Annotated in this window: 2 protein-coding genes; one reads left to right on the forward strand and one right to left on the reverse strand. The window is 39.5% G+C overall.

What is annotated here, in order from left to right; translation table 11 throughout:
• On the reverse strand, window positions 1-197 hold a 197-nt coding region (tnpA, locus tag AN394_RS21215), incomplete at its 3' end, for an IS200/IS605 family transposase (RefSeq protein WP_152968970.1).
• Between the two features lie 38 nt (window positions 198-235).
• Between tnpA and AN394_RS21220 the strand changes: the two genes are divergently transcribed.
• Window positions 236-651 (forward strand): helix-turn-helix domain-containing protein (locus AN394_RS21220; RefSeq protein WP_152968971.1); only part of this gene is annotated, 416 nt, incomplete at its 3' end.

Here is a 651-nt window from a genome sequence, read left to right on the forward strand (position 1 = left end):
GTAATCAGCATATGAATGTGATCTTTGTCTATCTCAACCTCTTCGATCCTAAAGTCAGATGATAGAGAAACATCGAAAACCGTTTTCTTTACAAACTCACCCTGCCTTCCGTTTAGCAGAGGTTTTCTGTACTTAACCACCAAAATTAAATGAAGCGAAATTAGATATTTGCAGTGAGATTTAGTTTCATATTCCATCTTGACAACTTGGCCTTACACAGTAGTCTATACAGTATATGAAAAAGACGCTCAGATACAACTACAGGCTAAACCCTACGCCAGAACAAGAAGTTAAGCTCATTGAGTTTGGTGCGATAGCGCGTGGCATTTGGAATCTGTTGTTGTCTGAAAATATGCGTCGATATGAATACGATAAAACATTCCTGTTTTACAAAGATATGGCTTCTCTCCTCAAGGAAATTAAGCCATTCGAGGAATTTAGCTGGATTAAAGCGTTTGATTCTGCTGCTGCTCAGCAGGTTGCTCGCGACTTGGAAACAGCGATGAAGAATGCATTTTCTAAAGGTCGTTTGCAGCATTTTCCAAAGCACAAAGTTTCCTACAAAAGGAAGCGGCTTCACAATGATAGCTTCCGAGCGGTCAATAATTCCAACTGTATTCGAATTGAAAATGACGCTATAAGCATCCCAAA

The sequence above is a fragment of the Pseudoalteromonas sp. P1-26 genome, assembly GCF_001401795.1.
Classification (GTDB): domain Bacteria; phylum Pseudomonadota; class Gammaproteobacteria; order Enterobacterales; family Alteromonadaceae; genus Pseudoalteromonas.